This is a genomic window from Paenibacillus sp. FSL P4-0113 (genome assembly GCF_038009305.1).
GTDB classification, from domain to species: Bacteria; Bacillota; Bacilli; order Paenibacillales; family Paenibacillaceae; genus Paenibacillus; species Paenibacillus polymyxa_D.
This window is the reverse complement of the sequence record NZ_JBBPAZ010000001.1, coordinates 1,567,438-1,593,493: the sequence shown is the minus strand read 5'-3', so window position 1 is coordinate 1,593,493 and position 26,056 is coordinate 1,567,438. Positions and strand designations below refer to the sequence as shown.

The 26,056-nt window shown below is 49.4% G+C and carries 18 protein-coding genes; 16 read left to right on the top strand and 2 right to left on the bottom strand.

The window, feature by feature from the left end; all coding sequences use genetic code 11:
• The first annotated feature begins 52 nt into the window (after positions 1 to 52).
• The 4 genes from MKX46_RS06570 to MKX46_RS06555 all read left to right on the top strand — a co-directional run bounded on the left by MKX46_RS06570 (position 53) and on the right by MKX46_RS06555 (position 3,412).
• On the top strand, positions 53 to 1,399 hold the full coding sequence (locus MKX46_RS06570; protein ID WP_318627849.1) for a 2-hydroxycarboxylate transporter family protein: 1,347 nt from the start codon (positions 53 to 55) through the stop codon (positions 1,397 to 1,399).
• Between the two features lie 63 nt (positions 1,400 to 1,462).
• Positions 1,463 to 2,659 carry an NAD(P)-dependent malic enzyme gene (locus MKX46_RS06565; protein WP_029515351.1) on the top strand — a complete coding sequence of 399 codons (1,197 nt, stop codon included), beginning with the start codon at positions 1,463 to 1,465 and terminating at the stop codon, positions 2,657 to 2,659.
• 168 nt (positions 2,660 to 2,827) lie between these two features.
• Complete coding sequence (locus MKX46_RS06560; RefSeq protein WP_069012560.1) at positions 2,828 to 3,202, top strand: hypothetical protein; 375 nt, start codon at positions 2,828 to 2,830, stop codon at positions 3,200 to 3,202.
• 24 nt (positions 3,203 to 3,226) lie between these two features.
• Positions 3,227 to 3,412 carry a YfhD family protein gene (locus tag MKX46_RS06555; protein WP_069290020.1) on the top strand — a complete coding sequence of 62 codons (186 nt, stop codon included), beginning with the start codon at positions 3,227 to 3,229 and terminating at the stop codon, positions 3,410 to 3,412.
• A gap of 84 nt (positions 3,413 to 3,496) precedes the next feature.
• Here MKX46_RS06555 and MKX46_RS06550 read toward each other — a convergent pair whose 3' ends face one another.
• Complete coding sequence (locus MKX46_RS06550; RefSeq protein WP_141695525.1) at positions 3,497 to 3,895, bottom strand: hypothetical protein; 399 nt, start codon at positions 3,893 to 3,895, stop codon at positions 3,497 to 3,499.
• A 39-nt stretch (positions 3,896 to 3,934) separates the two neighbouring features.
• Between MKX46_RS06550 and prmA the strand changes: the two genes are divergently transcribed.
• From prmA to MKX46_RS06525, 5 genes are all read left to right on the top strand, one after another.
• Positions 3,935 to 4,900: a 50S ribosomal protein L11 methyltransferase gene (gene prmA / locus MKX46_RS06545; RefSeq protein ID WP_165148997.1), complete on the top strand. Its 966-nt coding sequence runs from the start codon at positions 3,935 to 3,937 to the stop codon at positions 4,898 to 4,900.
• A 2-nt stretch (positions 4,901 to 4,902) separates the two neighbouring features.
• Positions 4,903 to 5,595, top strand: a complete 693-nt coding sequence (locus tag MKX46_RS06540) for a site-2 protease family protein (RefSeq protein ID WP_165149000.1) — start codon at positions 4,903 to 4,905, stop codon at positions 5,593 to 5,595.
• A 188-nt stretch (positions 5,596 to 5,783) separates the two neighbouring features.
• Positions 5,784 to 6,548: a 16S rRNA (uracil(1498)-N(3))-methyltransferase gene (locus MKX46_RS06535; RefSeq protein ID WP_029515345.1), complete on the top strand. Its 765-nt coding sequence runs from the start codon at positions 5,784 to 5,786 to the stop codon at positions 6,546 to 6,548.
• A 1-nt stretch (position 6,549) separates the two neighbouring features.
• Complete coding sequence (gene mtaB, locus MKX46_RS06530) at positions 6,550 to 7,893, top strand: tRNA (N(6)-L-threonylcarbamoyladenosine(37)-C(2))-methylthiotransferase MtaB (protein WP_103049601.1); 1,344 nt, start codon at positions 6,550 to 6,552, stop codon at positions 7,891 to 7,893.
• A gap of 104 nt (positions 7,894 to 7,997) precedes the next feature.
• Positions 7,998 to 8,432, top strand: coding sequence for an NUDIX hydrolase (locus MKX46_RS06525; protein ID WP_029515343.1), 435 nt, complete (start codon positions 7,998 to 8,000; stop codon positions 8,430 to 8,432).
• Here MKX46_RS06525 and MKX46_RS06520 read toward each other — a convergent pair.
• The gene (locus tag MKX46_RS06520; RefSeq protein WP_341071009.1) at positions 8,422 to 9,438 is read right to left on the bottom strand and encodes a Na/Pi cotransporter family protein; all 1,017 of its coding nucleotides are present in this window, start codon (positions 9,436 to 9,438) and stop codon (positions 8,422 to 8,424) included. The genes MKX46_RS06525 and MKX46_RS06520 overlap by 11 nt on opposite strands.
• Before the next feature lie 394 nt (positions 9,439 to 9,832).
• On the opposite strand from MKX46_RS06520, the gene MKX46_RS06515 reads away from it, so the two are divergent.
• The 7 genes from MKX46_RS06515 to MKX46_RS06485 all read left to right on the top strand — a co-directional run bounded on the left by MKX46_RS06515 (position 9,833) and on the right by MKX46_RS06485 (position 25,973).
• The gene (locus tag MKX46_RS06515) at positions 9,833 to 11,212 is read left to right on the top strand and encodes a class I SAM-dependent rRNA methyltransferase (protein WP_069010254.1); all 1,380 of its coding nucleotides are present in this window, start codon (positions 9,833 to 9,835) and stop codon (positions 11,210 to 11,212) included.
• 236 nt (positions 11,213 to 11,448) lie between these two features.
• Positions 11,449 to 15,015, top strand: coding sequence for a helicase-exonuclease AddAB subunit AddB (gene addB, locus MKX46_RS06510; protein WP_341071008.1), 3,567 nt, complete (start codon positions 11,449 to 11,451; stop codon positions 15,013 to 15,015).
• Positions 15,012 to 19,031, top strand: coding sequence for a helicase-exonuclease AddAB subunit AddA (gene addA, locus MKX46_RS06505; protein WP_341071007.1), 4,020 nt, complete (start codon positions 15,012 to 15,014; stop codon positions 19,029 to 19,031). The genes addB and addA overlap by 4 nt, the downstream gene beginning before the upstream one ends.
• A 28-nt stretch (positions 19,032 to 19,059) precedes the next feature.
• Positions 19,060 to 20,244, top strand: a complete 1,185-nt coding sequence (locus MKX46_RS06500; protein WP_307347030.1) for an exonuclease SbcCD subunit D — start codon at positions 19,060 to 19,062, stop codon at positions 20,242 to 20,244.
• Positions 20,241 to 23,636, top strand: coding sequence for an SMC family ATPase (locus tag MKX46_RS06495; RefSeq protein ID WP_341071005.1), 3,396 nt, complete (start codon positions 20,241 to 20,243; stop codon positions 23,634 to 23,636). Before MKX46_RS06500 ends, MKX46_RS06495 begins: the two co-directional genes overlap by 4 nt.
• A gap of 261 nt (positions 23,637 to 23,897) precedes the next feature.
• Complete coding sequence (locus MKX46_RS06490) at positions 23,898 to 24,302, top strand: hypothetical protein (protein ID WP_029517802.1); 405 nt, start codon at positions 23,898 to 23,900, stop codon at positions 24,300 to 24,302.
• Positions 24,303 to 24,629: 327 nt separating this feature from the next.
• Positions 24,630 to 25,973: an aminotransferase-like domain-containing protein gene (locus tag MKX46_RS06485; RefSeq protein WP_341071004.1), complete on the top strand. Its 1,344-nt coding sequence runs from the start codon at positions 24,630 to 24,632 to the stop codon at positions 25,971 to 25,973.
• The last annotated feature ends 83 nt before the right edge of the window (positions 25,974 to 26,056 follow it).

Below are 26,056 nucleotides of genomic sequence, written 5' to 3'. Positions count from 1 at the left end.
AGGTGTAGAATGGAAACATGATCATCATTCTTCACTTTTTGGAGGGAGACTTATGGAAAATGCTACGAATCAGCCTGTCATTCAGAAGGGGCAAAGATGGAGTAAAAATTTTGTAGATGGCATCAGAATGCTGGGCAGGGTAAAGGTGGGAGTTATTCCTCTTCCGCTCTATGCCGTGATCGCGCTGATTGTTTATGCAGCTGCAATTACTGAAAGACTTCCGAACGATCTATTGGGCGGGTTTGCCGTCATCATGATTTTGGGCATACTGCTCAGTGATCTAGGGGCCAAACTTCCGTTGCTTAAGCATATTGGCGGGCCGGCCATTTTATCTCTTATGGTCCCATCGTTAATGGTATTTTGGAATATGTTCAGTCCATCTGCGATGGGTGCGGTACACACGCTTATGAAAACCTCGAATTTTCTTTACTTCTACATCGCATGTCTAGTAACTGGGAGTATTCTGGGTATGGATCGGAAAATGCTGATGAACGGAATTGTCAAAATTTTTGCTCCCATTATTATAGGATCTATTGCAGCTGTTGCTGTGGGGATGGTGGTGGGTATGGCTTTTGGCTATAGCGCCTATCATACATTTTTTTTCATCATCATTCCGATTATCTCCGGTGGGATTGGGGAAGGCATTTTACCGTTGTCCATTTCGTATGGATTGGTGCTGGGCAAGGATTCGGCAATATTCGTGTCTCAATTTATCCCCGCTGCAATTATCGGGAACATTGTTGCAATCATAGGTGCGGGTATTCTGAAGAGATTAGCGGAGAAAAATCCAAAAACTTCAGGTAACGGGAGGTTATTGAAACTGGAGAAAGATGTAGAAAAGCTAGCCCCGGCAAGTCTGGAACAATCGATTTCTTTTCCATTGATGGGAGGAGGTCTGCTGTTAGCTTGCACTTTCTTTATTGTAGGTAAGTTGCTGGAGCCGTATCTCCATATTCCAGGTCCGATCCTCATGATTCTGGCGGCGGCGTTAATTAAGTGCATTCAGATTATGCCGAACACATTGGAGCAGGGAGCTTTTCACTTATACAAATGTATAACGGCAAGTCTGACATGGCCCTTGATGGTGGGATTGGGTATTTTGTATGTACCTTTGGATAGTGTGGTTGGGATCTTAACGGTTCCTTATGCCATCACCTGCGCATCTGTTGTAGTTGCATTGATTGTTACAGGATACTTCACAGGAAAATGGATTCACATGTATCCCGTAGAAGCTGCTTTGGTGACCAGTTGTCGCGGTGGATTAGGGGGCACGGGAGATGTAGCCATTCTGTCTGCATCCAATAGGATGGAACTGATGCCTTTTGCGCAAATTGCAACACGTATTGGAGGGGCAGGCACGGTCATTTTAGCAACTTTGTTACTCCAATTATGGAGCTGATGAGTTTTATACACAGGATTGAGTTTCATATCCAAATAGAGACATGAAAGGATGGAGAAAAATATGAGCAGTTTAATAGATGAAATTAGAGAATTACACGCAGGTGGCAAAATGGAGACCTTACCAAAGAAGCCAATTGAAACGATGGAAGGGTTGTCCAAAGTGTATACGCCGGGTGTAGCTGAAATTTGTATGGAAATCGCCAATGACCCAGCCAAAGCGTATCAATTAACGATCAAAAAGAATACAGTAGCAGTCGTTTCAGACGGAACCGCGGTACTTGGATTAGGAGATATCGGACCGGAGGCCGCTATGCCTGTAATGGAGGGTAAAGCAGTGTTGTTCAAACAATTTGCAGGTGTCGACGCCTTTCCGATTTGTCTCAACACGAAGGACGCTGATGAAATTGTTCAAATTGTTAAAATGATTGCTCCTGCTTTTGGCGGCATTAATTTGGAGGATATATCTTCGCCACGCTGTTTTGAAATCGAGAGACGGTTGAAGCAGGAACTGGACATTCCAGTATTTCATGATGATCAACATGGTACGGCAGTCGTTGTGTTAGCGGGTCTGGTCAATGCATTAAAGGTATGTGGCAAAAAAATGGAGGATGTCAAAGTCGTATTTGCAGGAATCGGTGCAGCGGGTATGGCCTGCTCCCGTATGCTGCTTAAGGCAGGTGTGCGCAATCTGATTGGCGTTGATCGACAGGGAGCTATTCACCGTGATGTGGAGTACAGTAATCCGCATTGGACAGAGTATGCGAACATGACTAATCCGCACAATTTAAGTGGGAGTTTATCCGAGGTGATTGTGGGAGCTGATGTATTCATCGGTGTGTCAGGCCCGAACATACTGACTGTAGAGGATATACAGAGCATGGCAACTGATCCTATTGTGTTCGCCATGGCGAATCCGATTCCGGAAATCGATCCGGCTGTAGCTGCACCTTATGTACGTGTGCTCGCTACTGGCCGCTCCGATTTTCCAAATCAGATTAACAATGTGCTGTGCTTCCCGGGAATTTTCCGGGGTGCTCTAGATTGCCATGCTACGACGATTAATGAGGAAATGAAACTAGCTGCCGGACTTGCCATCGCTGATGCGATCTGTCCTGAGGAGCTAAGTGAAACTTATATCATACCGAATGTCTTTAATCCGAAGGTGGTTCAAAAGGTACGGGATGCAGTTATTCGCGCTGCTTGGGAGACAGGAGTAGCTAAGTCAGGTGAAGCTCCAGCAGCTGTTTTACACCCGTAAAAGTTATGCTCTTCACAAACTCTGGTTCACTGTCTTGGCCTACTGTTCTTGATATCGTCTGCATCCGTCGGAATATAAAATCGTGCCAATGAGCAGGATATAACAAAGCGTAACGCTCTATGCTCTTGAAGAGCAGTTGCGCTCAATACTACACAGGGAGATTTTGAGATGGGCGAAAAAAATATTTTGGCGTATTTCAAAAGTCCTGAGGAAGCACAGGGAGCTGCTAGAAAACTGGAAGCTCTCCGGGCAGCCGATGTGTCGATAGACCGATTTAGCCGGTATCCGCGGCAGTCTACTGGCAACGCCGGATTGCCTGTATTTTCAGGACAGATTAGCAGCTTGTCCTCATTGACACAGGGCGTGGACTTTACAGATGCAACTCCAGCAATACTGGCTGCGGCTGATCCGTCCGCCAGTGGCATGAGTGATGGAGGACAGGGCGGACCGACAGGCCGCGATATTTTGTTGACTGCTGTGGTGGATGAATCCATTCATCATCAGGCAATGTCCATCGTGGAACAAGCGGGTGGAATGCTGTGAAAAGTTTGGAAGGGGCAGTGACCGATGTCTAAAAACAAACGGTTTGATAAAGTGCTAACCAAAACAGAGAAAATCAAACGCATGCAATCTGCTAAAAATGAAGATGTTGAGTTCTCAGCAGATCAGGCAGATGCTGAGGATCTGGAAGCGATCCGACGTAGCGAAGTAGCTGACCGTCGTCAGCAGCGTATCATAAACGACAATGAGTAGAATTTAATAAGACGGGTTATCTCCATCAATAGGATGATTTGTGGGATAGCCCGTTTTATTTGTGTTCTTTCCTTTTTCTATTCATTATCCGCTGTATGCTGTTGCACTAAAAACAAGAGGACCGGCGACGAAAGCAGTAGTCGCAGGCGTTTGATTTTCAATAATTAGTTGGTAGTTTTGCACGCCCAGAGGCGCAACGTCTACCGTTTCGACATTAAGAATAATATTGTTATCGAAGACATTGGATTCCAGTCCGTAATAAATTTCCTTGCCGGCTCTCCATATACGTACAAGTACTCTAATGTTGCCGACACCGACGAAACGTAGTCCAATCGAGGCTTTTAACTCTACACGGTTGTTGACAGCACCAGAAATAGCAGGATCAATAAATACAGATGTCGTAGCAATTCCAAGTCCGGCTGGAGAAATCGGAAAAGGACGATTACCAGCTTTTTTGAACTCCTGTGCATGTATATAGTACAATGTAATGTATGCATGTGAAATGAGGAGGAAATGAAAACCATGTTGTGGAATGAAATTACAATACATACAACCGAAGAAGCCATCGAAATGATTTCGAATTTTCTGCACGAAGCAGGTGCAGGAGGGGTTTCCATTGAAGAATCCGGTTCGCTCAACAAGCCGCGGGATACGTCCTATGGACAGTGGTATGATCGACCTTTGAACGACATACCTGAAGGACAAGCGATCATCAAAGGCTATTTTGCCGAAGAAGTGGACATGGATAGTATTCGTTCGCAAATTGAGCCGCGCGTCAAAGAATTGAGAACTTTCGATATTGACCCTGGTGAGGTTCAGTATGAACTGAAAACAGTTGATGAGGATGACTGGGCAAATGCTTGGAAGCAATATTTCAAGCCTTTGCGTGTGTCGGACCGTCTGACGATTAAACCTACTTGGGAGGACTATGAGCCTGCGAGTGAAGAGGAAAAAATCATTGAGCTGGACCCTGGTATGGCCTTCGGGACTGGAACGCATCCTACGACATCCCTTTGTCTGAGAACGCTGGAATCTGTGATTAAGGGCGGGGAAGAAGTCATTGATGTCGGTACGGGTTCCGGTATTTTGGCCATTGGAGCTGTAAAGCTGGGGGCGAAGCATGTACTTGCCTTGGATCTGGATCCGGTGGCAGTATCCAGTGCGCGGGAAAATACGCGTCTGAACGGGCTGGAGGAACGCATTACCATTAAAGAAAGTGATTTGCTATCGGTGCTTAATGCAAGCGATCCAACGCTGGGTATCCAGTTACCGGTCAAGCTGGTGGTAGCTAATATTTTAGCAGAGATTATTTTGCTGTTCATTGACGATGTATATAAAGCCCTGGAACCAGGTGGTATTTATATTGCTTCAGGGATTTGGAAGAACAAAGAAGAGGTTGTCGAAACTGCGTTGAAGGCAGCTGGCTTTGAGATTGCCGAAATAAGCCGGGATGAAGATTGGCTGGCGTTTGTGGCGAGAAAGAGGTAAGTATGGATTTTTTACAAAATATTTTTCGTGTAAATTTAAATGTTCTTCCATTTTATTTGCTGGCCGTGATCATATCGTTCACGGTTCATGAGTTTGCACATGCATTTTATGCCAATAAATTTGGTGACCCTACAGCCAAGCTACTTGGGCGCGTGACTTTAAATCCGGCAGTGCATATTGACCTGCTGGGTACGCTACTGCTGCTGATCGGAGGCTTTGGCTGGGCCAAGCCAGTTCCGGTTAATCGTGATAACTTTAGTCGTCCGCGCCTCATGGGCATTATTGTATCGGCTGCGGGTCCGCTCAGCAATCTGCTGCTTGCATTTGTTACTACTTTAATCTATGCCGTGCTCCTTCATTTTCAAGTATTGCCGGGGATGGAGAACCAACGGGTAGCTCAAGCAATCTATTTGTTTATCAATGCTTTGATCAATTTAAATCTGTTTTTGTTTATCTTTAATTTGATCCCACTGCCTCCACTGGATGGATACCGGATTGTGGAAGATGTGGCCCCCACTCCTGTACGTCGCAAACTCCAGCAGTTTGAACAGTGGTCGATCTTTATTTTTCTGCTTATCCTGGTCATTCCGCATGTACGAGCTGTAACGATTGAACCTCTTTACACGCTGGCCCAGATGATTTATATACAGTTTTTGCAGTTCTCTTTTTATATCACTGGATTGTTCGGAGCCTAAGGGCTCCTTTTTTTACGAGAATGGTAGGTATACCTTGAATAGAAGAGTGAACAGACTGGTCATACAGGCGCAAAAGATGATATGATGTTGCTTGGTGATTTATTCGGATTTTGTACGGAACATTAGTGGATAACAGTTATTTTTAGAATGAGGATTTTTGCAAAATCCAGGAATAGGTGTGAGAGAGAATGCAGCGTTATTTTATTCCGGCAGAGCAATTTCTAGAAGATCACGTGATTGTTGCGGGTGAGGACGCGCGGCATATCGCTAAAGTCATGCGGGGCCGTAGTGGTGACAAAATTATAGTCAGTGACGGGGTATCTAGGGAAGCACTGGCTGCATTGGATACGATAGAGCAGGATCATGTTACGGCGACGATTATTGAGCCGCTGAAGATGACCTCTGAACCGCATGTGCAGGTCACCATCGCTCAGAGTCTTCCTAAAGGAGACAAGATGGAGACGGTGATGCAAAAATGTACAGAAATCGGAGCAACCGGGTTTGTACCGTTTTTGTCCGAGCGTACGGTCGTGCAGTATGATGCCAAAAAAGAAGGCAAGCGACTGGAGCGTTGGCGCAAGATTGTGAAGGAAGCGGCTGAACAAAGCCACCGTAACCGGATTCCAGAAATTAGTGCGCCAATGACGTGGAAAGAACTTCTGGCTTCTTTTGCTGGGTATGATTTGATATGTTATTGTTATGAAAAAGAGCAGGGTCAGCAGCTACGGGATGTAATCCAGCCATTGGTAGGACAATGGGCGTCGACGGACATGCCGCGTGTTCTGCTGGTGGTAGGCCCGGAAGGCGGCTTTACTGAAGCGGAAAGCCTGGAGGCCGAGCAGGCTGGGGCCCAGTCTACAGGACTGGGAAGACGTATTTTGCGTGCTGAGACCGCAGGAATGGCTGCATTGGCTTGCATTTTATATGAGACAGGAGAAATGGGAGGGGTTTAATATGCCGTCAGTGGCATTTTACACATTGGGCTGTAAGGTAAACTTTTATGATACAGAAGCGATCTGGCAGCTGTTTAAAAATGAAGGTTATGAACAGGTGGACTTTGATGAGCAGACCGCGGATGTCTATCTTATTAATACATGTACCGTTACGAATACCGGTGATAAAAAGAGTCGTCAGATCATTCGCCGCGCGATTCGCCGGAATCCAGATGCCATTGTTGCAGTGACGGGCTGTTATGCCCAAACTTCTCCTGCCGAAATTATGGATATTCCTGGCGTTGATCTCGTTATCGGGACTCAAGATCGGGACAAAATCATTCCGTTTGTGCAGGAAATTCAAGGGACGCGTCAACCAGTGAACGCCGTGCGCAATATTATGAAAACGCGTGTATTTGAGGAAATGGATGTGCCTGATTTTGCTAATCATACTCGGGCCTTTTTGAAAATTCAGGATGGGTGCAATAACTTCTGTACCTTCTGCATCATTCCATGGTCGCGGGGGCTATCCCGCAGTCGTGACGCTGCGAGCATTATTGCACAGGCGCGTCAACTGGTACACGCAGGCTACAAGGAAATAGTACTCACTGGTATCCATACTGGCGGTTATGGTGACGACATGGATAATTATGACCTATCTGATCTGCTGTGGGATCTGGAGAAGGTGGAAGGGCTGGAGCGTATCCGCATCAGTTCGATTGAAGCCAGCCAGATTGATGAAAAAATGCTTGATGTACTGAACCGTTCCACCAAGCTGGTTCGTCATTTTCACATACCGCTTCAGGCGGGGGACGACACTGTATTGAAACGGATGCGTCGTAAGTACACCACAGAAGAGTTTTATAACAAAATGCTTATGATTCGCAAAGCAATGCCCGATGTTGCGATTACAACGGACGTAATTGTCGGCTTCCCTGGGGAGACGGATGAAATGTTCCGCAATGGCTATGAGCTGATGAAAAAAATCGGTTTTTCGGAAATGCATGTGTTTCCGTACTCCAAGCGTAGTGGAACTCCTGCGGCGCGTATGGAGGATCAGGTGGACGAAGACGTGAAAAATGCACGAGTGCATGAGCTGATACAACTGTCAGAGCAAATGCAACTGGCGTATGCTGAGAAGTTTGTAGGTCAGGTGCTGGAGGTCATTCCGGAAGTTGCGCCGAAAGGGACCGAAGATAGCGGCATACTCCATGGATATAGTGACAATTATATTCAACTGGCGTTTGAAGGTACTGAGGATCTGGTTGGCAAGGTATGCCGCGTGAAGCTAACGAAGGCAGGCATTAATGAAAGTGAAGGCCAATTGGTTCGCGTACTGGAGAATGGGCTGCAAACAGCTCTGTAAGAACAAAAAAAGCCTGAAAAGGCAATAGAGATGGCAAACAAGGATTTCGCCTTTCCTTACAGAGAGGACGGAATCCTTGTTGCGCAAGGAAGGGAGATTACAGGATGGCAGCAAAAAAGGAAATTTCAGCAGGCGGTGTTGTGTTTCGCAAACAGGGGGAGCAACTTGAAATTCAGCTCATTACTGACCGATATGGCAAGGTATCCTTGGCTAAAGGAAAAATGGAGTTGGGAGAAACAATCGAACAGACGGCTTTACGTGAAATTCGCGAGGAAACAGGGTTGAACGGGCGGATTATCCAGCATGTAGATATGATTGCTTATACGTATCAGCATCCGGAATTTGGGGAAGTGGATAAAGAAGTACACTATTATCTTGTAGAGGCACTAGATGGGGATTTACAGGCACAAATCGAAGAAATTAAGGGAGTTGCATGGCATAAGCCTGAGGAAGCATGGCTTCTCCAGCGCCAGGGCGGATATGACAATAATGATGTCATTTTGAGCAAGGCGCTGTCCATGCTAGGAATTAACGTTTGATTCTGTGGGGAGATATACGATCCTCTAAACGAGTCCATACAGGTAGGTAGCACAGAGGCAAGACCAGTAGAGAGCTAATGACGTTAAACAGGGTTTGGGCATGGGCTACCTTGGCTCCGGTAGATATCCAGGCGGCGGCCATTTCTAGCCCAGGGATCAACGGCATAAAGAGCAAGGCTCCGCCTACGTTCAGCAGCACATGGGACCAGGCTACAAATTTGCCGGACACGCTGCCGCCAACAGCGGCAATCAGGGCGGTCACGCAGGTGCCTACATTGGAGCCGATGACGATGGCGATCCCTACATCGGCTGGCAAGGCACCCGCAGCGGCAAGGCTGATCGCCATGCCAATAACGGCTGCGCTACTGTGAACCAGTGCGGTCAGGCAGGCACCCGCAGCGAAGGCCCACCACATGTTGGCCGCAGCGTGATCAAGAAACCAGCGGAATAGTCCGGCCTGCTCAATCCATGGGCCGACCGTTTGCATTACGCGGATACCCGCCAGAATCAGCGAAAATCCAGCAAATACGAGGCTGATATATTGTACAGCCTGCGGACGGCTAAGCCCATTGGAGCCGGGTGAAACTCCGGCAGACGCGTACTGGCGAACGGAGATTGATTCTCCCCACAGTACGGCGGCGCTCCAGCAGAGCAGTGAGCCGCAGAGCAGCGGAACAGCCAGCTTGCCAAGCTGGAGCCCCATCAGCTCGGTGGTGAGACAGGTACCGATATTGGTGCCAAGAATGATGCCGAGCGTACGGCCATAGGTCAATAGCCCGGCGTTGACCAGTCCGATCGTCAGCACCGTTACAGCGGTGCTGCTTTGCAACAGGGCGGTAATGCCTGAACTGAACAGCATACCCCGCCAAGGGGAAACGGTGGCGCGGTTCAGCCAACGGGTGAGGAAGGGGCCGGCCAAATGCCGGAGGGCTGCTTCCATCAGCTTCATCCCGCCCAAAAAAATAAACAGTCCGCCGCACAGCGGGAGTATAACATGTATAAGCACGGGCATAGCCCCCTTTTCTAGGTGAAAATACTTATGTAACAGCCTATGATCTGTCGAGGACAGCCATGACAAGCATGGCTAAGCTCTTTTTAGGAAAACGATAATTTTTGTAGTATCTTCACAAGCTTTAAAAGCGTGACGCCGATATACAGGCGGGCAGTAGCGAAGCGGATCATTTGAATCTGGAGAAGCGAGAGCGTTCGCCTGAAAGCTTTCCAAAGGAAAGCTGCTTCGGAAGTATAAACCTAGGGGGATTCTTACCATTAAAATCATTTATAAAATCCAAAGAATCCCCGTGCAACAGCGATCGTAAGATCAAATGATCCGCAGAGCCGCGCCCCTATCGAACAACGTTTTAACACTTTGAGTAATCCAAGAATGGGAGTGAAGGATTTTGCCTTCAGTAATATTAGAACGCAGCCGTAAAAAAAGGCTGGAGCACGCACACCCTTGGGTGTTTAAAAACGAAATAGCCAAGATCGAAGGAGACCCAGAGGCAGGCGATTTGGTCAGTATTGTTAACCATCAGGGGCGTTATTTGGCGACAGGTTACTATAATCCGGCTTCACAAATTACAGTGCGTGTGATGTCCTATGAGCCGCTGGAAGCGATGGATCAAAACTTTTTTGCCCAACGCTTTCGCAAATGTCTGGAGCACCGCGAACGTTTTGTGACCGGGGGAGACGCTTATCGGTTGGTGTACGGCGAGGCTGATTTTTTGCCTGGACTGATTGTAGACCGTTTTGGTGATGTGTTGGTTGTGCAGCTGTTAACGCTTGGCATGGATCGGCGCAGGGAAGAAATCAGGGATGCGCTCGTTGAAGTATTGGGTCCTGTTGGTATATATGAGCGCAGTGATGTATCCATCCGAGAGCTGGAAGGATTGAAACAAACGAAGGGTCCTTTGTACGGTGATTGCCCGCGTCATGTAGTGGTGACGGAAAATGGCCTGCACATCAAGGTTGATATCGTAGAGGGCCAGAAGACGGGTTATTTCTTTGACCAGCGTGAAAATCGTGCGGCCATAGCACCGTTGATGACAGGTTGGGGAGCACGTAGTGGAATTACGCTACAAGAAGTTGCTACAGACTCAGGGGACGCTGCCACAACGGTCATGAAGCCAGTGAATAAAAGTGGTAAGGTTGTTGAATTCCCATTCTGGGACGGCGCAACCGTATTGGAATGTTTTTCACATACGGGAAGCTTTACGCTCAATGCCTGTAAATATGGTGCTAAAAAAGTAACTTGTCTTGATATTTCTGAGCATGCGATTGAAAGTGCGCGGGACAATGTCAAGCTGAACGGTTTTGAGGAACGCGTCGAGTTTGTCGTCGACGATGCTTTTCAATATTTGCGCAATCAGGTGAAAGGTGTAGAGGAACGCAATGCACGAGCCGGGGGCAAAGGAGATACGTCTAAGCCGCTGACAGCGGGTGGCGGACGCACCTTTGACGTGGTCATTCTTGATCCGCCAGCCTTTGCCAAAACGAAGAACGCTGTCAAAGGGGCTACACGTGGATATAAAGATATCAACCTGCACGGGATGAAGCTCGTTAATGAGGGCGGCTATCTGGTGACAGCGAGTTGCTCGTTCCACATGCGGCCGGAGTTGTTTTTGGACACCATTAAGGAAGCAGCGGCAGATGCCGGCAAAATCCTTCGTCTGGTAGACTGGAGAGCAGCTGGTAAGGACCATCCTCAAATTTTGGGTGTGGAGGAAGGCCATTACTTGAAATTCGCCATCTTTGAGGTGCGCAGCCGGACACAGTTGTAGTTTCATACAAAGTCAAAGTCAATCGCCCTTTTGGTGATTAAATAGGTAAAATAAACTCGTTTTAGGTATAAATCAGTTCTGTAGAGAAGGCGTGCACCAAGCCATTCTGCGGGACTGATTTATTTTTTATAGGGAGAAAGAATTGCTACAACATGGCAAACGTACGTTCTTTTCTCCCTTGTCTGATATGCTATACTGTTTAATAGAATGTTGTTCGTTGGAAAGGAGGCCGCATCATGTCGGTCCGTTTGTTGATTGGCCGCTCTGGGAGTGGTAAAAGTACGTTAATCCGCAATGAAATGACGTCTATGTTACGCGAGGAGCCGCTAGGTAAGCCTATGCTGTTACTTGTACCGGAGCAATCGTCATTTGCTTCTGAGCATGCGTTACTTACAGAAGCCGGAAACGGTATTCAGGGGTCGGTGCGCGCCCAAGTGATGGGATTTCATCGTCTTGCCTATTTAGTTATGCAGGAAACTGGGGGTTCAGCGCTGGTGCCTGTAACGGAAGAAGGCAAGAAGATGCTTTTATATAAAATTATTCGTCGTCGCAAGGATGAACTGAGTTTGTTTAAGGATTCGGGAGACCAGCTCGGCTTTGTGGATCGGTTGAATACATTGTTTACGGAGCTAAAGCAGTATGGAAATGATACTCGGTCTGTACCCGAGCAACTGGAGCGAATGAACGCTGCTGGAGAGTCAACTCCGATTTTGCGCGGCAAGCTCAAAGATATCAGTCTAATCTATGAGGATTTTGAACGAGAGCTGACGCTTAAATATATCGATGGTGAAGATACGCTGCGCATGCTGGCAGAACAGATTGCTGAGTCTTCTCTTGTGCGTGGGGCAGATATTTGGATGGATGGCTACCGTAGGTTTACACCACATGAATATAAGGTTGTGGAGCAGCTTATGCTGCATGCCTCTTCATTGACGGTGGCTCTGACTTGCAACCGCAGCTACGAGAACGGACAGCTTCCGCATGAGCTGGATTTGTTTCATCCTTCGGCGGCTACGTATGTAAAGCTCAAAGGAATGGCAGATGAGCTGATGATAGAGACGCAGACACAATTACTGCGCCCTGATCCGCTACCGAGATTTAAGGAGCATCCAGCGTTGGCGTATTTGGAGGCTAACTTTGAACATCGTACAGGGTTACGGAATCAGGAACAACGGATGCGTCAGCAGCATCTTCGAGAGCAGTGGACAGAAAAGCAACCGGAGGGCATAAAACTGTACACTGCGGCTAATCGCCGTGCAGAGCTGGAAGGGGCTGTGCGCGAAATGCGTCGTCTGGCCCGAGATGAGGGCGCGCGTTATCGGGAGATGGCCCTGTTTGTGCGTCATATTGAAGATTATGAGCCATGGGTGGAACCGATATTCAAACAATATGAGGTTCCAGTATTTCTGGATCAGCGGAGAAGTGTATTGCATCATCCCTTAGTGGAATTGATTCGGGCTTCGCTGGATATCGTGCAGCGACGTTGGCGGTATGAGGATGTATTTCGTGCGGTCAAAACAGATCTTCTCCTACCGCTGGACGGTCGGGTGAACCGCGAGGAGATGGATCGTCTGGAAAACTATGTACTGGCCTGCGGAATACAAGGTAGCCGTTGGACAGATGGTCGCCCGTGGCAGGCTGTGCCCAGCTTGTCACTGGAGCTGGAGGAGCAGGAACGGAACCGTAGGCGGGATGAAACGTTGGATTTGATGGAGCTGTGTCGGGATGTGATCGTGATGCCTTTACGTGCGTTTGAGAAACGTGTGGGCAAGGCACGAACTGCACTTGAGAAGTGTGAAGCGGTATATCTGTTACTGGAGGATGCAGAAATTGGCCACAAGCTGGACGCCTTCATTCATCAGGCAGAGAAAGCAGGAAATCCTGAGCAGGCGAAGGAGCATCGTCAGGTATGGGACGCAGTGCTTGAACTACTGGATCAAATCGTCGAAATGATGGGTGACGAGAGGCTGGATACCTCTTTGTTTGCGGGTGTGCTAGAAACGGGATTGGCTGAATTCCGTATGGGACTTGTTCCGCCAGCTGTGGATCAGGTTCTAGTCGGAAACACGGACCGTACACGTGTGACCGGTATTCAACATGCTTTTGTGCTAGGTATGAACGAAGGTGTGATGCCGGCTGTGTTCCATGAGGACGGTGTGTTGAATGAGCAGGAGCGTACGGCATTAAACGAACGAGGCGTAGAGCTGGCGCCGGATATGACAAGACGTCTGCTGGACGAACGTTTTCTCGCTTATACGTCCCTTACTTCAGCCGGTAAAAGCCTGTGGATGAGCTATGCCGTGACTGATGAAGAAGGCAAGTCATTGTTGCCGTCTGAGTTAGTACGACATGTGCGGCAACTGTTTCCTAGCCTGGATGAACGTCCGCTGGCTGGATACCCTTTGCCTGGGGATGCCTGGACGACGCAATGGGAGTATGCTTCTCATCCGTCCGAGGCTTTGCCGCAGCTCATTGCTCAATTACGGCATTGGCGACGTGGCGGTGACATTTTATCTCCTTGGTGGGAGGTATATAACTGGTATGCCAGCCAGCAAGGGCGTGAGAAGGACAAGCTGCGTCAGCTGTTAACCTCACTTTTTTACGAGAACCATGCCGAAATGCAGAAGGAAACGAGCCGCCGTCTGTACGGCAGCAAGCTGCGTACGAGCGTATCTCGTATGGAACGTTTTGTGGCATGTCCATTTTCGCACTTTGCCTCTCACGGTCTTCGTTTGAAGGAACGTCAAATGTATCGCCTGAAGGCTCCGGATATCGGACAATTATTCCATGCAGCGCTTGGAGAGATGGCGATCAATTTGCGTAAACGCAATGTCAGCTGGGGCAGTCTCAGCACGGAGGAATGCCGCCAAGAGGCGGAAAGTACAGTGGAGCGTTTGGCTCCTCGTCTGCAAGGCGAGATTCTAATGAGCTCCAAGCGGTATGGCTACATTTTGCGCAAATTGAAGGATATCGTGAGCCGTGCTTCGTTGATTTTAGGTGAACATGCGCGAAGAGGTAGTTTTGAGCCGATTGGGCTGGAGTTGGACTTTGGACCGGGTCAGCAGCTTCCACCGTTAAGCTTCCGGTTAGATAACGGCGTTGTGATGGAAATTGTCGGACGAATTGACCGTGTAGATGTGGCAGAGGGAGAAAAGGGGTTACTTTTGCGTGTCATCGATTACAAGTCTAGCCAAAAGGATCTCAAGCTGCATGAAGTGTACTATGGCCTGTCCTTGCAAATGCTCACCTACCTGGATGTGCTGCTGAATGCGGCGGAAGAATGGTTGGGCGAGACTGCCTATCCAGCGGGTACACTGTATTTTCACGTTCACAATCCGATGTTGCAGTCGCCTAACGGTCTTAGTGCAGAACAGGCCCGTCAGGAGATTTTGAAACGTTTTAAGATGAAGGGATTACTGCTCGCGGACCGGGATGTAGTTGGGCAAATGGATACAGCATTGGACAAGGGATATTCCTCTATTTTACCTGTTGCGGTGAAAGCAGATGGCAGTTTTTATAGCAGTGCTTCGGTTGCTTCGCCGGAACAGTGGGACAGCCTGCTAGCTTCGGTGCGTAATAATATTCGGACGATTGGTACACGGATGACAGAGGGTGATGTGGCCATTGAACCTTATCGTATCCAGCAAGAGACGGCTTGTACCTTCTGCTCTTTTAAGCCTGTTTGTCAATTTGACGACAGTCTGGAAGGCAGTGGCTACAATCAATGGGGTAAACCCGGTAAGGATCAGATATGGAATCTGCTGGGTCATACACAGGAAGGGAAAGGAGGAATGGACCAATGATAGGCACGTCAAACACTAAAGGGATGCCGAAGCCGGAAGGCAGTATGTGGAGCGATGACCAGTGGCGTGCCATTTCGGAATCTGGTAACAACATGCTGGTTGCGGCAGCGGCAGGGTCTGGTAAAACAGCGGTGCTTGTAGAGCGTATTATTCGTAAAATTGTCGATCCTCAGCTTGGCTTCAGCGTGGATCGATTGCTGGTGGCAACCTTTACGAAAGCAGCAGCCGCTGAAATGCGTCAACGGATACGTGAAGCGTTGGAACGTGTATTGGAGCAGGAACCGGAAAGTGAACATGTACGCCGTCAGCTGTCGTTGCTGAATCGGGCCTCGATTACGACGCTTCATTCTTTTTGTATGGAGGTCATCCGCAGGCATTATCAGGCCATTCCCCTTGATCCCGGTTTTCGGATTATGAATGAGCATGAGACAGAATTGCTGCGCCAGGAGCTTCTGGAAGAACTGTTTGAGGAGAAATATGAGGCTCATGATGAAGGTAGTACATTTCGCAGACTAGTCGACTGGTTCAGTGGAGAACGCACTGATGATGCTATGTATGTGCTTGTGCAGCGGTTGTATGATTTTTCTCAAAGTCATCCTTGGCCAGAACATTGGCTGCGGGAGACAGCGGCAGCATTTCGTGTGCAGGATGTAGCTGCTTTGGGCGAGACGCCCTGGGTTCGCAGCATTTTGGCGGATGCCGTACTTTCTTTGCGCGGAGCGGCGAGCTTGCTGGAACAGGCGCATGAAACAGCTATGCAGCCCGGCGGTCCTGCACCTTATGCCGTGACACTGCAAGAGGATGCGGCGATGGTGAAGGGATTACTGCAAGAGCTGGAGACACAGCCGTGGGCATCTCTATATGATCATTTTCAGGCAGCTGCCTTCGGTAAGCTCAAGCCAGTCAAAAAAGATCAGACTGAGCCTGCATTGCAGGAACGGGTTAAGACGCTGCGCGAAGCAGCCAAAAAAATGATTACAGATATGAAGGCTTCCCTGTTTGGCAGGAGAGCAGAAGTCTATTGGGAGGAGCTGCACGCCGCGGCTCCGCTGATGGACGAATTGGTAGAAACCGTGATTGTATTCGGGGAACGATTTCAACAGCACAAGCAGTCAAAAGGGTTGGTGGATTTCGGGGATTTGGAACATTATTGTCTGAAAATATTACGACATCCCGATTCTACTCCGTACAAGCTACTACCTTCCGACGCTGCGCTCGAATACAAGGCGCAATTCGACGAGGTGCTGTTGGATGAGTATCAGGATACGAATACGGTACAGGAAGATATCGTTAGGCTGGTATCACGGGAGGAACCGGGTAACCGTTTTATGGTGGGCGATGTGAAACAGAGTATTTATCGGTTTCGGCTGGCGGAGCCGGGTCTGTTTTTGAATAAGTATCAACGGTACGGCATGCAGGAGCAGGAAGATGGATTTTTAATTGATCTGGCGCGTAATTTCCGCAGTCGGGAGGAAGTTGTCGATGCGGTCAATTTGGTGTTCCGCCAGATTATGAGTGTGGATGTGGCGGAAATTGAGTACGATGAACGAGCGTGGCTGGTACACGGTGCATCCTATCCCGACCCGTCGGATCAAGACGCCGCATCTGTATACGCACCTGAGCTGCTCTTAGTTGATAAGGGTGGACAGGGTCTTTCCGAGGCTTCGGAGCTGTCCGAAACGGGGGACGAATCTGCTCTACAGGAAAGTGAGCTGGCGGAGCTTGCGGAGCTAGAAACGGCACAGTTAGAGGCTCGTGCGATCGCGCAACGGATTAAAGAACTGACCGGAGACACTGGACAACCACTGTTGATTTACGACAGAGGATTAAAAGCGATGCGTCCGGCAGTCTACGGCGATATCGTCATTTTGCTTCGTTCGGCAAGCGTGTGGGCCCCCCTAATTGTGGAGGAACTGCGGCTTGAGGGTATTCCGGCCTCCGGAGAGCAGACGACAGGCTTTTTTAAAGCAACGGAAGTTGAGGTGATGTTGTCTCTGCTGCACATTATTGATAATCCGCAGCAGGACATCCCGCTTGCATCCGTGCTTCGCTCGCCGATTGTCGGCTTGACCGAAGATGAACTGGCACAAATTCGGTTGGAGAAGCCGGATGGATTGTTTTATGGCGCATTGTTGGCGGCGGCTGAGGCTGACCCACTGAAAGAGAGCGAAAAAGGGATCTCAGCTGACATCATGGAGCTGGATCTTTTCCCTGAGGATTCTTTATCTTCATCTGACTTGGGTAATAGAAATGACGGGAATACGTTGTCTGCGCGACTACGTTCATTTTTGCGTAATTTGGAAGCCTGGCGGCAGGAAGCCCGACAAGGCAACTTAAGTGCATTGATTTGGAATGTGCTGGAGGAAACAGGATATCTGGATTGGGTAGGTGGACTGCCTGGTGGCTCACAGCGTCAAAGCAATTTGCGGGCGCTATATGACCGAGCGAGACAGTATGAGACTTCTACGTCCAACCGAGGATTGTTCCGATTTCTGACCTTCATTTCCCGTCTACGGGAGCGAGGCGGTGATTTAGGATCCATAAGCGGGGGGACTGAACCCGATCAGGCTGTCCGTATTATGACCATTCATAAAAGTAAAGGACTTGAATTCCCTATCGTGTTTATTGCCGGGACAGCAAAAATGTTCAATCAACAGGATCTCAATGCGCCGTTTCTTATGCACAAGGAGTTGGGGTTTGGCCCTAAATATGTGGAGGAACAAAATCGTGTCAGCTACCCTACGCTGCCTAATTTAGCGATCCGCCGACGCTCACAGCTGGAGCTATTGGCTGAGGAAATGCGGGTGTTATACGTGGCGCTTACGCGTCCGCGTGAAAAGCTGATTATGACCGGAACCGTGAAGGATATTGCTTCGCGCGCAGCGGGTTGGGCACGTGCCAAAGAACATACGGAAACGGTCTTACCAGACTATATGCTGGCGGCAGGCCGCAGCTATCTGGACTGGGTAGGTCCCGCTTTGATTCGGCATCCTTCTGCTACTTTGTTGAGGGAAGCGGCAGGCGATCAGGATGGGTACTATCACAGGCTGGAGCACATGCCGGGGGCAGACTGGTTATTTAAAATTGTCGCCTCGGAAACACTTTCCGTCTCTCGTGTGAACTCGGAACCTGAGGAAGAGGTGTCGGGCGAAGAGCGCCAAAAGAAGACAGAAGCACTGAGAAATGCGGAGCTAATCGACTTAAACGAAGAGAGTGAAACGGACATTGAAGCAGCTCTTTCCTGGACCTATCCGTATGAACGGGCCGGCAAGACGGCAGCCAATACATCGGTTACTGAGATGAAAAGGTGGCTGGAAATGCAGGAGATGGGTTCGGACGATTGGTTGAATCTATCTACCTCCCTACTAGCAGAGTCACCGGAGGATCGGGAGGATTCTCACACTGGGGGTAGTCAATTACACTTGCGCAGACCTAAGTTCATGGGGAATCAGCGACTGACTCCTACGGAACGAGGAACGGTCTATCATACGTTGATGCTGCATTTGCCATTAGATGAGGGGATGAGCGCCGAAGTTATTGAGGAAACAAAGGCTCGTCTGCTCAATCAGCGTATGTTACTGGATGTTCATGCAAAGGCGCTAGATACGGATAAAATATTACGCTTTTTCACTAGTGAGCTGGGTAGCAGAATGCTCGGGGCATCGCATGTTCAAAGAGAGCTTCCGTTTACTTATGCCATGCAAGCAACCGATTACTGGAACCACAGCTTACCATCAATGTCACCAGGACAAGAAACAGATTCGGAAGGTGGACAGGACAGCGATAAAGTGCTGATGAACGGGATTATTGACTGTCTATTTGAAACTCCTGAAGGACTCGTACTGGTAGATTATAAAACAGACCGGATATCTGAATATCGTACACTGTCCCAATTAACAGGCCAATATCGTTTTCAATTGGAGCTGTATGCTCGTGTGATCGAAGAGATTACAAGCAAAAAGGTTGCTGAGAAGTGGCTGTATTTTTTAGAAGCTGGAGAGTGTGTACAGCTGTAGTTATATAGATAGGGAGAGGAGGAATAGCATGCGGATTTTGCATACAGGTGATTGGCATTTGGGCCGCACGTTGGAAGGACGCAGCCGTTTGAAGGAACAGGAGGCGTTTTTGGAAGAGTTGGCGAAAATGGCTGACGATCAGCAGGCCGATTTGATTATGATGGCTGGAGACGTATACGACTCAGTCAATCCTTCGGCCGCAGCCGAGCAATTGTTTTATGAAACATCTGCCCGTCTTACGGCTGGAGGAAGACCACTAGTCGTCATTGCGGGCAATCATGATCAGCCGGAAAGGGTATCCTCGGTCACACCACTGGTGAGCGGGCGCGGAATTACATTGCTGGGACTGCCCCATGGGGAAGCGGTACGCGTTCATACACCAAGAACGGACGAAATAGCATGCATTGCAGCCTTGCCATATCCCTCCGAGTCTCGTCTGAACGAGCTATTGTCTGAAGACGGAGATGAAACAGTATTGCGCGAGGCATATAGCCGCCGTGTGGGCTTGCTGATGTCACAGCTAGGTACAGCATTTCGGCCTGACACCGTTAATTTGTCGATGAGCCATATTTATGTGCTCGGCGGGCTGGAGTCGGACTCAGAACGCCCGATTCAGGTCGGGGGGGCGTATACCGTAGATCCGTCTGCTTTGAGCATTGGGGCACAGTATACGGCTCTAGGACATTTGCATCGTCCCCAATATGTAAAAGGAGACGGGCTGATGCGTTATAGTGGCTCGCCGCTGGCTTATAGCTTTTCCGAAGCCGGACAAGCCAAATCGGTTACGTTAATTGACGTAGTTGCTGGCAAGCCTGCTCAGGTCGAGGAACTGTATATTACCAGTGGACGCCCATTAGTGAGGTGGCGCGCACGGGGAGGTCTGGAGGAAGTATATCGCTGGCTGGACGAAGGACTGGATGCCGATGCCTTTATTGATCTGGAAATTACGCTGGATGAAGCGATGTCGATGGGAGATATCCAGCGGCTGCGCAAAAGCCGTGAAGGCATCATTCATATTCGCCCTATGTATCCAGAAATGGCTGCCGCACAGTTGGAGCACCAACGATCAGAACTGCCAGTGCATGAGTTGTTCCGGGCATTCTATCAGCGGCAGACAGGCGGAGCACAGCCGGATGACGGATTAGTGCAGTTGTTTCTGGAACTGGTGGAACAGGATGATGCGAGAGACCACGCTGAGGAGGATGACGCATGAAACCAATCCTTCTAAAACTGGCGGGGTTGCAAAGCTACCGGGAGTCGCAGGAAATTCGCTTTGACGATTTGACCGAAACTGGATTGTTCGGAATATTCGGCCCAACGGGTAGTGGAAAATCAACGCTGCTGGATGCCATTACGTTGGCTATGTACGGTAAAGTGGAGCGGGCCGTGAATGGCACGCAAGGCATTATGAATCATGCTGAGGATACGTTGTCTGTTGCATTTACGTTTGAATTAATGTCAGCTCAAGGACCTCGTCGTTACCGTGTAGAACGACGTTTCAAACGTGCTGGAGGCGTATCGGTTAATAATACGCTTAGCCGTTTTATTGCGTTAACAGAGGATGGCGAGGAAGTGCTCGCCGATAAGGTGCAGGATGTGACGCGCTGCGTGGAGGAGTATATCGGCCTGAAAATGGACGATTTTACACGCGCTGTCGTATTGCCGCAGGGAAAGTTTGCAGAATTCTTGTCCTTAAAGGGCAGTGAACGCAGACAGATGCTACAGCGTTTGTTCCATCTGGAGAAGTACGGAGATCAACTTGCACAGAAGCTAAGCCGTCGTGTGAAAGATAACGATATCGCACTGAAAGCATTAGAGGCGGAGCAGCAAGGGCTGGGGGATGCGAGTGCTGAAGCGCTTGAACATGTAGAGTTACGTCTCAAAGAGGCGATTGCCAATGCAGAAGCTTCGCGTCGCGAGCTAGAGCGTGTCTCACGTGAATCGGAGGCGCTAAACAAAACCCGTGAGCTGGTCATCGAGCTCAGCCAAAGATTGAACGAGCTGGAGCAGTTGGCAGCACAGGAGCCGGGCATTGCTTTACTGGAGCGTAAGCTTCGACAAGCAACTGCAGCCGAGGCATTGCTGCCTGCACTGACGGATTGGAAGGAAGCCATTGCTGAAGCGGAAAAACGGCATAAGACTGCCGAAGAAGTGGCAGTCCTGGCCGCTACCGCGCAGGAGGCTGCGCTTGTGTCTGCGCAAGCAGATGAGCAGGCCCGGCAAGCACTCAGTGCCGAAGAACCAAAGCTATTGCTTCGGATCGACCAACTAGAACAGGCGCTTCAACTGGAGCGTGATACGGAAGCGTTGCGGACCGAACGGGACCGTCTGGCGGCCGAGCTTGTGCATAGCGAACAAATCCTTGCTGAACATGCAGAAGGACTCGCAAAGGAACAAGAGCTACAGACGCGAGGCTTGAAGCGACAGCAAGAGCTTCAACAAGAGCTAAAGCAAAATGAAGTGCGAGCAGATGAGCGGCGTATGCTGCAAGAGGCTGTGCAACGGTTGCAACAGCTGGAAATCGCGAATGAGCAATTGCGTGAAGCTGAACTGGAGTACGCGACTCAGGAGAAACGGCTTGCGCAAGCAGACGAACGTCTAAAGCTGACGGACCAGGAGACACAGGAGACGGAGGCACGGCGTTCTGCCCTTGCTGCACAGGCAGCTGATGGCATTGAGGCATTGCTTACGCTGGAGGCAGAAATCACCGCCGATATGTCGTCACTGGCTGCCGAGGAAGAACAGCTGCGTCACGAGCTCCGTGCCGAGGAGCTGGGGCGTCTCGCTCAGCATCTCGCTGCCGAGTTGCGCGAAGGCGAGCCATGCGCAGTGTGCGGCTCGCTGCATCATCCCGCGCCTGCCATCGTCGCGGCGTATAGCGCGGATGCCGCTGCGCCAGATGAGCTGCACCGCCTGCGTCTCGGTTTGCAGGAGCTGCGCCTCACACTGCGCCAGCAGTTGCACGAGCAGCGCAGCTTGCTGGCGCAGCCCGCCACCGCAGACAGCGGCGCTGCCGCCACGGGCGAGCCTTTCACGCCTGCGGCAGCGCCAGTAGAGCCGCGTGGTGCCGCAGCATGGGCGGAGCGCTGCGCGGCGTTGGAACGTGCTGCGGCCGAGTTAGCCGCACGTGCGTATGCGCTGCCTGCCGAGGCACAGGCGCTGCGCGAAGCAGACGCAGCTGGACAGCAACGGCGTATCCGTGCTGCCGCCGAGCAGGAGGCAGCAGCTGTAGCGCTGACGCAGGCACAGAGTAAGCGCGAGGCATGCACCACGCGCAGCGAGGGGCTGCGCGCCGAATGGGTCGCGCAGCTGCCAGATGTCGCTCCGGACGAAGCCGCGGAGCGTTACCGCGCCATGCAGGAGCGCGACGGGCGCGCGGAAGAGCTGCGGTCCCGGCTGGAGACGAGTGTGACCTTCCTCGAAGGAAAGGCGGCGCGTGTTCAACAGATACAGCAGAGTATCATCGAGGAAGACAAAATCATTATTGCCCGTCGTACAGGGCTCCAAAGCAAAGATGATTCGCTTCGCGAAAAGCTGGCACAGCTCCGAAAGTGGGTTGGAGATGGCCAAGCGGCTTCATTGCTGGAAGAAGCGACCTCGCGACTGTTGGGACTTAAAAACGGAGCCGAAGCCGCGGCACGCCGCCGTACCGAAGCGGAAGAACGCAAGCAGCAAGCCGTTCATGCTTCACTGATTGCCCGGCAGGCCTCCGATTCGGCAGAAGAAAGACGTCAGATGGCAGAGTCCCGTTGGGGCAGCCGTCTGGAAGCCTCCTCCTTCGCTACGGAAGTAGAGGTCATGGAATGCTGCCTGGGACAGGAAGAAGCCGCACGCTATGAGCGTGAAGTGAGTTTGCATCGAGAACGGGAAAAAGAGCTGTCTTCCCGCTTAAAACATGTCGAAGAGCAGCTGAATGGAGCAACGGTAACAGAGGAACAGTGGGAAACGGCCACTGCACAGCTACGTGATTGCCGTGCACGCGACGAAGAGGCGCTTCAGAATCGCGCCAAGGCTGAGCGTGATTTAGAGGACTTGCAGCGTCGGCACGTCCGCTGGATGGAGCTGGAGTCCAATCGTGTACATTTGCGTAGTGAAGCGGAAAAAATGTCCAAGCTCCAGACTGTTTTTCGCGGCAATGCCTTTGTTGAATATATTGCTGAGGAGCAGCTCATGCAGGTCAGTCAATCGGCTTCACGCCGCCTGCGTTTTCTGACCAAGCAGCGATACGCGCTAGAGGTAGATTCCAGCGGTGGTTTTGTCATTAGTGACGATGCCAACGGTGGGGTCAAACGTCCGGTATCGACCTTGTCCGGTGGCGAAACGTTCCTGACCTCCTTGTCGCTTGCGCTTGCGCTGTCGGCTCAAATTCAATTGCGGGGCCAGTACCCTCTGCAATTTTTCTTTCTGGATGAAGGCTTTGGAACGTTGGACCCTGAGCTGCTTGACACGGTGATCACCTCACTGGAAAAGCTGCACCACGATCAATTGTCTGTTGGTGTGATTAGTCATGTGCCTGAACTACGGGCCCGTCTTCCGCGCAAGTTGGTTGTTCTTCCAGCAGAGCAGGCTGGAGGCGGATCACGTGTGGTTATGGAAACTTTTTGAAGTAATGTGATACAGGTCACAGATACAGTTTCAAACTATTGTTATAATACAGCCAAGCCGACAAGTTAATCATACAGCACCCCGGCGGACGTATGCTGCGGAAGAAATCTTCCCATCATACGTCCGTTCAGAGGGGCTCTGCCAAGAGCTCCCGGGGTGCTTCTTTTTTTTGCAAGCCGGAATTCGCCCAATTTGATGTAGCAAATGGCCCGTTTTTGAATAACATACGGTATACATGCAAGAGCCTAGGAGGAAACAACCATGGAAAAAAGCATGACAACCGAAAAAGTTACAGCACCGGAACAGACGGATGCTAAAACACTATGTCAAAAGCATATGCATCGTTATGTATGCGTATGGGTGAAGGACGGGACAATGTATGATGGCATTGTAGAGCATGTGGATGATGAAAAGATATACTTAGCCGTTCCTATGGGTGGAGACGAGATGGAGAATGTCAATGTTAATCTCCCGTATCCGCCTAACAATTGTGGCTGCGGTTCCCGTGCTTATGGTGGCTATGCATCTTATCCTCCGTATCCGTACCCGTACCCGTATCCAGTACCTGCTTATGCATATGGGTTCCCCTACGGACGCCGTCGCTTTAATCGTTTGATTCTGCCACTTGCAGCCTTGACAGCGATCAGCTTGCTGCCTTATTACTAATCCTAATTTCTTAGTCGCCAGATATAGTGAATTCTCTGCTCTCTCCCGCCTACAGCTCTTGTACAGTACAAGGGACTTTAAGGCGCATCCATACATCATCACCATGCAAGGCTGTTTCTTCCATCATGAAGAAACAGCCTCTTTTTCACATATTCTATCCCCAATATGATCCAATAATTGAAACTGTATCAGTACAGTTCAATGAAATGAGGTATCCTGTTTATCCATAAAGCATGGTAACATCTAGCTGTAAAGAAACATAAGAGGAATAAGCATGTAATGAAATGAGCATGTAATGAGTATGTAAAGAGCAGGTGGGTGGATATTGTGAAAAAATATGTATCAATTTTATTGGATATAGAGCTTAAAATTCGCGAGGGACAATATAAATCAGGTTACAAGCTACCGTCGGTCCGTGAGGCTTCAGAATTATATAGATGCAGCAAAAGCACGATTCTGCGGGCATATTCTGAACTTGAAAAGAAACACGCCATCTATTCCATACCGCAAAGTGGATACTATGTAGTGGAAAATTCGGGCGATTTACACCATAGTCATATGCAAGACTCCGTTGATTTTGCTTCGGCCTCCCCGGATTTAAATGTATTCCCTTATCTGGATTTCCAACATTGTTTGAATCAGGCTATTGATACCTACAAATATCATCTATTCACTTATGGCGATTCGCAAGGACTGGAAACACTGCGTCATACGTTGGTTTCCCATTTGGCTAATACTCAGGTGTTTGCAAAAATGGATCGGATTATCGTTACTTCGGGTGTTCAGCAGGCATTGGAGATACTCGCTAAAATGCCGTTTCCCAATGGCAAAGAAAAGGTTTTGGTCGAGCAGCCAAGTTACGATATTTATTTGCGCTTTCTGGAGGAAGAGAACATACCCGTCAGTACTATCGTCCGGACAGCGAAAGGTATGGATTTTCACGAATTGGAGAATCAATTTAAGAACGAGAGCATCAAGTTTTTTTATACCATGTCAAGATATCATAATCCATTAGGGATCTCATATAACACAGAGGAGCGAAAAGCGATAGCTGCCTTAGCCGCCAAATATGATGTGTACATCGTAGAAGATGACTATATGGCAGATTTGGGGGCCGATCATCTTTTTGATCCCATTTATGCATACGACCATTCGGACCATGTTATTTATTTGAAAAGCTTCTCGAAAATCATTTTCCCAGGCTTGCGATTAGGAGTTGCGGTATTGCCAGAAGTCCTATTAAAGACGTTTAACGCTTATAAAAGATATGTCGACACATCTATGTTGTCTCAGGCGGCGCTTGATATTTATATTAAAAATGGAATGTATGAACGCCACAAGCACACGATATGTAAACTGTATTCGGAGCGCATTCGTACTCTGAACAAGGCCGTGGAACGATACAATCAGGCCGGATACGTTCAGACTTCAGCTGTAACCTCAGGAGTTTATATGCAGTTTAAACTGCCTCGGACAGTGAATTTGGAACGCTTGGTACAGTGTCTTTCTGCGAGGAACATCCAGGTTGTAGCTGGCAAAGGCTTTTATTTATCGGGCTATAGGGAACAAGAGAAGTTTTTGCGCATAAGTATTTCGCGCGCGCAGCTGGATCAAATTGATGGAGGGGTGAAAGCCATTATAGAGGAAGTTAGTAAGGGAAACTGGTATTAAGACCCTTTTTCCGTTATGATACATATAGAAACATAAGTATAACCAAACATGGCTGTATATGTTTCTATTCAGTATGGGAAATA